Annotated in this window: 9 protein-coding genes; 2 read left to right on the top strand and 7 right to left on the bottom strand. The window is 71.4% G+C overall.

Annotation, left to right across the window (positions count from 1 at the left end):
• A partial coding sequence (locus GUY61_RS08055; protein ID WP_208105701.1) for a transposase occupies positions 1-310 on the bottom strand: 310 nt, incomplete at its 3' end.
• 90 nt (positions 311-400) lie between these two features.
• Between GUY61_RS08055 and GUY61_RS08050 the strand changes: the two genes are divergently transcribed.
• Positions 401-562, top strand: a complete 162-nt coding sequence (locus tag GUY61_RS08050; RefSeq protein ID WP_166629375.1) for a hypothetical protein — start codon at positions 401-403, stop codon at positions 560-562.
• Between the two features lie 383 nt (positions 563-945).
• Here the strand turns inward: GUY61_RS08050 and GUY61_RS08045 are convergent, their stop codons facing one another.
• From GUY61_RS08045 to GUY61_RS08025, 5 genes are all read right to left on the bottom strand, one after another.
• The gene (locus GUY61_RS08045) at positions 946-1638 is read right to left on the bottom strand and encodes a DUF4232 domain-containing protein (RefSeq protein WP_166629374.1); all 693 of its coding nucleotides are present in this window, start codon (positions 1636-1638) and stop codon (positions 946-948) included.
• Positions 1639-1949: 311 nt separating this feature from the next.
• On the bottom strand, positions 1950-2498 hold the full coding sequence (locus GUY61_RS39880) for a phospholipase D-like domain-containing protein (protein WP_398954674.1): 549 nt from the start codon (positions 2496-2498) through the stop codon (positions 1950-1952).
• A 62-nt stretch (positions 2499-2560) separates the two neighbouring features.
• Positions 2561-3496 carry a chlorophyllase/cutinase-like alpha/beta fold protein gene (locus tag GUY61_RS08035; protein WP_166629373.1) on the bottom strand — a complete coding sequence of 312 codons (936 nt, stop codon included), beginning with the start codon at positions 3494-3496 and terminating at the stop codon, positions 2561-2563.
• Positions 3497-3803: 307 nt separating this feature from the next.
• Complete coding sequence (locus GUY61_RS08030) at positions 3804-4457, bottom strand: TetR/AcrR family transcriptional regulator (RefSeq protein ID WP_166629372.1); 654 nt, start codon at positions 4455-4457, stop codon at positions 3804-3806.
• A gap of 603 nt (positions 4458-5060) precedes the next feature.
• Positions 5061-5528 carry an ATP-binding protein gene (locus tag GUY61_RS08025; RefSeq protein ID WP_313896568.1) on the bottom strand — a complete coding sequence of 156 codons (468 nt, stop codon included), beginning with the start codon at positions 5526-5528 and terminating at the stop codon, positions 5061-5063.
• A 152-nt stretch (positions 5529-5680) separates the two neighbouring features.
• On the opposite strand from GUY61_RS08025, the gene GUY61_RS39875 reads away from it, so the two are divergent.
• The gene (locus GUY61_RS39875) at positions 5681-5812 is read left to right on the top strand and encodes a DUF397 domain-containing protein (RefSeq protein WP_313896567.1); all 132 of its coding nucleotides are present in this window, start codon (positions 5681-5683) and stop codon (positions 5810-5812) included.
• Positions 5813-5858: 46 nt separating this feature from the next.
• Here the strand turns inward: GUY61_RS39875 and GUY61_RS08015 are convergent, their stop codons facing one another.
• Complete coding sequence (locus tag GUY61_RS08015; RefSeq protein ID WP_166629369.1) at positions 5859-6353, bottom strand: MarR family winged helix-turn-helix transcriptional regulator; 495 nt, start codon at positions 6351-6353, stop codon at positions 5859-5861.
• Positions 6354-6409 lie beyond the last annotated feature (56 nt).

The following is a 6409-nucleotide window of genomic DNA, read 5'->3' as shown; positions in this document are numbered from 1 at the left end:
GCCGTAGGCCGGGCAGCCCCTTGATCAGTCGGCGGTTGCCGTGCTGGACGAGCCATGCGACGGCGCGTTCGACCGGTGGTCGCCAGCGCCGGTAGTCGGCTTGCCGGTCGGGATCGGTGGCGGCCCGGTGGCGGGCGGCGGCCTGGGGGTCGTGGTGCGGGCGGATCGTCACGACGCGTCCGGCCTTGGCTTTGGTGCACCGCTCGCGCAGTGGGCAGCCGGTGCACCGGTCCTTGAAGGACGCGGTGCGCTGCTGGTGCCGTCCGCCGGGTGCCGAGAGCGGGACGGTGTGCCCGGCGGGGCAGGTCACCGTGGCGGCGGTGGTGTCGATCCGGAAGTCGTCGAGGGTGAAGCCGCCGGGGACGGCGGCCCGTAGCGGGGCGGGTTTGAGGGACAGCCGGTGACCTGCGCCATCGAGGCTGTGGCGGGCCTCACCGGTGGAGTGGGCGGTGTCGCCGAAGACGTCCAGGGGGCTGTCGTCGTCGGCGAGCAGGTCCAGGCCGACGGCCGCCTCGTGATGCTCGGGCCCGGCCCCGGGGGTGAGGGCGACGGCGGTGTATAACCCGGTTTCCGGCTCGATCGCGAGTGGGCGGAGAAGAATGAACCTTCGCCCACCTCACCGACCACGGACCGGACACCGACCCGATTTGCGAGAACAACGCGAGCTGACCGCCGCCGAGGGTGACGGGACGTTGTCGGCCGGGCCTGGCGCGGCGCCGGACTGCCCGCCGGCGGATCGGTGTCCGCGACCCAAGTCGGTGCCGCCCTGGCCCAGCTTTCAACCGCGGGCGCGCCGTAGCCACTGCGCGCCCTACGACGGCGGCCTGAACGCGGGTCCGGGCCCGGTCCCGATACCTGCGGGACCGGACCCATGACATGCCGTGGGGCGCGTGACCTTCCGCCGCGGGCGGATCGACGCTCAGGGCGGGGCGGGGTGAAGGTACGTCAGCGCTGGGTGACGGGACGCATGGCGAGGCCCTCGGTGCCCGCCCAGTTCGTGACGCGCTGGCCGTCGTCGGCCGGGAACGACGCGGCGGGCATGGACAGCTCGACCGGCTCCTCGGCCTCGGCCTCGCCGCCGGGGCTGCCGAGGGTGAGGGTCATGAACTCCACCTCATAGGTGTCCATGTGGCCGCCGGTGGCGAGGAGACCGGCGTACGCCTTCTCGCCGGGAGCGAGGGTGACGGGCTCGTCGGGGACGTCACCCTCCAGGACCGGGGCCGGGCCCTGGGCGTCGCCGAGCATGACCTCGGGGGCGTTCTGGACGTCGCACTTCTTGTCGCCCGTGTTGGTGGCGACGAGGAGGATGTGACGAACCGGCTCACCCTTCCCGTCGTAGTTCGTGGCGGATACCGACAAGTCCTGCAGAGTACAAAGGGGGGTGCCGGAGTCGTTCTCACCGCCGGTGTCCCCGCTCTCTTCGCCCTCTTCGCCTTCGCCGCTGCTGCCACCGGGCGACGTCGCCGTCGCCGCACTCGTCGCGCTGGGCCGGGCCGAGGACTTGGATTCGTCCGCGGCATCGTCCGCAGCAGGCTGGCACGCCGTGGTCGCCAGCAGCGCGGCGATCGCCCCGGCACCCAGCGCGTAGGCCCTCCAGCCGCTGGAACTCTTACGGCTTCTGCAGGCAGCAGCGTTCATGATGTCTCCCCGTGGTCGGCGTGCATGGCCGGTGTCGATTCAATGGCACAGCGATTCTGCACCGCGAATCTCCCGCAACTCGCCGTCGACAGGGTTCTGTTACCGGTCAAGTACACATTCTTCGCAAGATCGCCGCCGCGGTGCTCCACAGCGGTTCCAGCGCCTCGCCGATCTCGTCGGCGGACGGGCACCGGACGGGGCGGAGCGCGAGCCGGTGTCACGGTCCGGCTCGGCTTGACTCTGTCGGGGATCTCCGGGTTTCCCGGTGTGGCGGCGTGATCAGCGGGCATGCTCGGGACTGTTTCGAAGGCCTATGCAGTTGTCGAAGTGCACCTTGTCCCTCCGCCCCCGTTCCGGCGAGCATGTCCCCTCCCTGACTGCGCGGGTCGCGCGACCGAGCAGTCCGGACGGGAGGACGGCGCTGCGGGCGGGAGACCGGCCGCAGAGGCTCTGGTGTGACGAGGACTTCGCCGGACGGTACTCCCGCAAGGGCGTCCGGGCCCCGCCCGGACGCCACCGGCGTGCGGTACGCCGTACTGGTCGCGGCGGACGGCATCCTCCGCATCGTCGGCGCCCTGCCCGAGACGGACCTCCACGGCCACCGCGACGGCCTCGTCCGGCGCCCCGCCGTCCACCAGCACCCCCGCGTCGATGTTGCGGTGGGCCGCGGACTCGGTCAGGTTGGCGCTGCCCAGGTACAGCGTGCGGCGATCGGCCACGGCGAGTTTGGCGTGCTGACGCGATGGGTGCAGTCGGCCGGGTCGCGGCGGTTCAGTCCGAGGCGGGGTCGGCGATGTAGTGGGTGCGAGCCCGCGCCCTGGCGGCCTGGTCTGGGAACTGGGCCAGGGCCGAGCGGTCACAGAGTCTCTCCGTTCAGCCGGCAGGGGCACAGCTGAACTGCCGCCGTCGCGCGCCGGAGCGTTCAGGGCTTGGCGGAGTACACGACACCGGCAAGGTTCTGGGCCGCGGAGCCCCACACCTGGTCGTACAGGGAGGAGTCGACGCCGAGCGTGTGGAGCAGCCAGGCGGTCGTGACACCGTAGGTCAGTTTCAACTGGGCGGCGCGGGTGATGGTTCCGCTGTCACAGCCGATGCCGGAGCTGTCCTCGAATCCGCAGTGGAACCCGCCTGTGATGACGCGCAGTTGAGTGGCGGACGGCTTGGCGTCGTACATCTTCTGCTGGTTGTCGGCGACGCCGGCGATGCTGTCGGCGCTGCCGCCGACGTACTGGACGGGGATGCTCAGCGCGCTGGAGGCACTGACGGCCGAGGGGTTGGTCTCCGCCGCCGCGAGGGTGGAGACGGACCTGACGGCCGCGTTCCGGCTCGCGGCGACCAATGCCGCACCACCGCCCATGGAGTGCCCCGAGACGGCGAGCCGGCCGGTGCTGACCGCGCCTGCGAACCGTGAGCCGGTGGTGCTGTTCTGGGTGGTGAGCCAGGTGAGTGCCGCGTTCAGATCGTCGGCGAACGCGGAGTGGCTGGGGAGGAGACCGCCCTGGGACTTGGGTGCGACGGTGATGATGCCCCAGGAGGCGTAGTGCTTGAGCAGGCTCTCGTACTGGGTGATGGCTTGGAAAAAGCCGTGTCCGAAGGCGAGGCCGGGGTGGGAGCCGGCGGCGACCGGCGCGTTCGCCCCGGCCGTCGTGCCGGGGTACCAGACACGTGCGCTGAACGAGCGGCCCGAGGCGGAGACGGTGAGATCGGTGTAGGCGACGGGGAACGACCCGGTGGTGGAGGGGTCCGCCGCCCGGACCGGAGCGGCTGCCTCCGACGCGTGGGCGGCCGGTGCGAGGGCGAAGGCGGCTGCCGCGCACAGCAGCAGCGCGGTCAAGGACCGCAGGAGTGTACGGAACACGAGATCACCTTTTCTGTGGGGATGAAGCAGTGATGTCTGGTGGTACGTCTCCGTGCTGTCCGGGTGTTTTCGGACTCTGGGGCCGGAGGCCACTCCGCCGCGGGCACACCCGTGAGCCCGAGCGGTGTCCAGGGGAAGGCTCACCGAGCTGAGAATCGCGCCGGACCTGGACCGAACCAGGACCGGCCCGTTGGGGACACCCCACGGAACGCGAACCGTCCATGCCGACGGCCGTGGAGGACGCGCCGGTCGCCGTGCCGGTGACCGAAACCCGAACCGATGATGTCGATTTCGCGGTCGGGTTCCGTCATCGGTCGCCCCGCGCTCTGAAATCGGCGAGCAGCGGGATGACGAGACGTTCGAGATTCCCACGCCGGACCTGGGTGCCGACTCCGGTGAGTTGCACGGGGCTGTTCGGTGTCGGGAAGTGCGCGACGAGAGCCAGCTGCGGCAGGAGCACCAGAAGGAGTGACAGCAGTGCGTCCAGGTCGGCGTCCTTGCGCAGGTCCCCGGCGTCGACGGCCCGTTCCAGGAGAAGGCGGAGACCGGCCAGGTACATGGCGTTCACGGGTCGCCTGACCGCGTCACGAACCGCCGGGTCCATCTCCATGTTGGTGGCGGCGGCCACCCCCCGCTCGAGCGGCTGCCCGGCGAAGTAGTCGAGCCAGACCTCCAGCGCGTCGACGAGGTGCGTGGCGAAGTCGCCGGTGCCGTCGTAGCCGTCGAGCCAGGGCTGCATGTATGCGTAGACACGCAGCGAGGTCTGCTCCGCCACGTAGGAGAAAAGGTCCAGCTTGCCGGAGAAGTACTGGAACAGGGAGCCCTTGGCGACCCCCGCTTCACGGGCGATGACATTCAGGCTGCCCGTGGAGTAGCCGTGGGTGCCGAACTCGTCCATCGCCGCGACCAGAACCCGCTCGCGGCGGGCGGGCGACAGCCGGGTCCAGGTGGGAGTGGGCATGGACACTCCTTCATGTGACCGGACGCCGATGTGACCGCCCGGTCATGGTGAAGGCGTTCCTCGTCGCAAGTCAACGTGTCTGACGGGTATGGCTGTTACTCGCTCCGGCTCGACGGGGCGATGCCGGACCGTCAAGGACCGGCCCGGCGCCCGCCATGAAGCCGTCGGGGCTCCTCGCCCGCATCCGCCGTCCTGGCGATCGCCGCCGTGGCCGCGACCAACGCGCCCCTTCGCGCCTACCGCACGCCGCCGGCGGCCGCGAAGCCGACTGCCTCTGGAGTCGCCGATGCCGCGGCGGCCGCTGGTGGGGTTTGCTGATTCCCTCCAGCCTTGACGCCCCCTCGCCGGGCGTCATTCCTCGTCGGCGGCGTCCCGATCACGCAGCGGACACAGGCCCCCGAGCAGCTCGGGGGGCTGGAAGGAGTACCGGCCGAGCACGGATACGGACGTCGGCGTGCGGGTTCCCCACTGGGCGCGTCCGGGATGGCTGGAACCCGCGTGCCCTTGCCTGCGCGGCCGGGATCAGGTGGACCGCCCGGCCTGCGCCCCCCAGACAACGGTCCGGCAGGCCCTTGCGCCTCTACCGGGAATACGGGCAGGCGCTCACAAGGGGCACTCGGCCCAGACGGTCCTGGTGCAGGTGTCGCGGGCTTCGCATCCCCAGCGGTCCGCGTACGCCGTCACGAGCAGCAGCCCACGTCCCGACGGCGCGTCGGGCGGCACCGGTTCGGCCGCCGCCGCGTCAGGGGGAAGGCGCTCCGGGCAGGTGTCGGTCACCTCGACGCGGACGGCGTCGCGCCCGGGCAGCAGGAGCATCGTCAGCCGGAAGTCCCGCCCGGGGGCGCGGCCGTGGACGACCGCGTCGGAGGCCGGCTCGGCCGTGACGAGGGCGACGGCCTGCGCGGCCTCGGAGTCGTAGGGGATCCCCCAGGCCGCGAGCTGCTGCCCGGCGAGGCGGCGCGCGAGACGGGCGCCACGTCTGGTGCTGCTGAGGCGGATGCTGAACTGCGGTGCACGAGTGGGTGGTTCGGCGCCGACATTGGACGACTCCACGGAGTAGCCGTTCGTCACGCGGACGGCCTGGCGAGGTCGGACTTCCGTACCCGGCCGCGTGGTACGGCCGCCGTGCGTACGGCAGGTGTACGGGTCCGCTCGTTGCCGGAACCGCGGACCGGCACGGCGACCTCGCGTGGTTCAAGCCAGCCACAGCGGAACCAACGGCGGTGACCGCGTCGAGGTGGCCGCCCGGGCTGGACGCCGTGTACGTACGGGACTCCAAGGCCGTGGGCGACGGCCCCGTGCTGCGGGTCGGCCGGGACGAGTGGGCCGCGTTCGTGGCACTCACGGCCGGGTAGTTCCGGAGCGTTCACCGGCGGAGGTTCGTGCGCCGCTGTGGGCCGTTCAGTCCTCCGGGCGGGTGTTCGCGCTGTCCCCGCCGTGGATGTGGCGCCGGGTGGACCAGGCACTGGCGTCCTGGCTGTAGCGGATCAGGAGTTCGGCGAATCGGGTGCGGTCGGCCGCATCCCATGCCGCGGTGATGTGCTCGAAGGTCTCGCGTTGTTCGGAGGCGAAGCGACGGCGCTCGGCCTCGCCGGCGTCCGTGAGTTCCAGGACGGTGCGCCGTCCGTCCGCTTGGGATGCGGCCCGCCGCATCAGCCCGTCGGCGACGCATGCGGCGATGGTGCGGCTGGCGACCGGCTGGGTGACGCCCATCTCGGCGGCGACTCCGCCGACCGTCATCTCCCCGGGTGCGTCCGCGACCACGTTGAGGACGAGGTTGCGGGTGAGATCGCCGCGTCCGCCCGAGGTACGCCGCCGCAGCCGTGAAAGCGCAGGCCCCACCTGGTCGAGAAGGGCTCTTTCGGTCCCTGGGTCCGGCGGGGAGCTGGTGGTCATGTGGCCATCCTAAGGAGTTCCGGTCGACACACACATACACACCGTCGAGCATCTGT

This window comes from Streptomyces sp. GC420, from assembly GCF_009916105.1.
GTDB lineage: Bacteria > Actinomycetota > Actinomycetes > Streptomycetales > Streptomycetaceae > Streptomyces.
The sequence above is the reverse complement of the archived record's forward strand: the minus strand, read 5'-3'. Positions and strand labels throughout refer to the sequence as shown.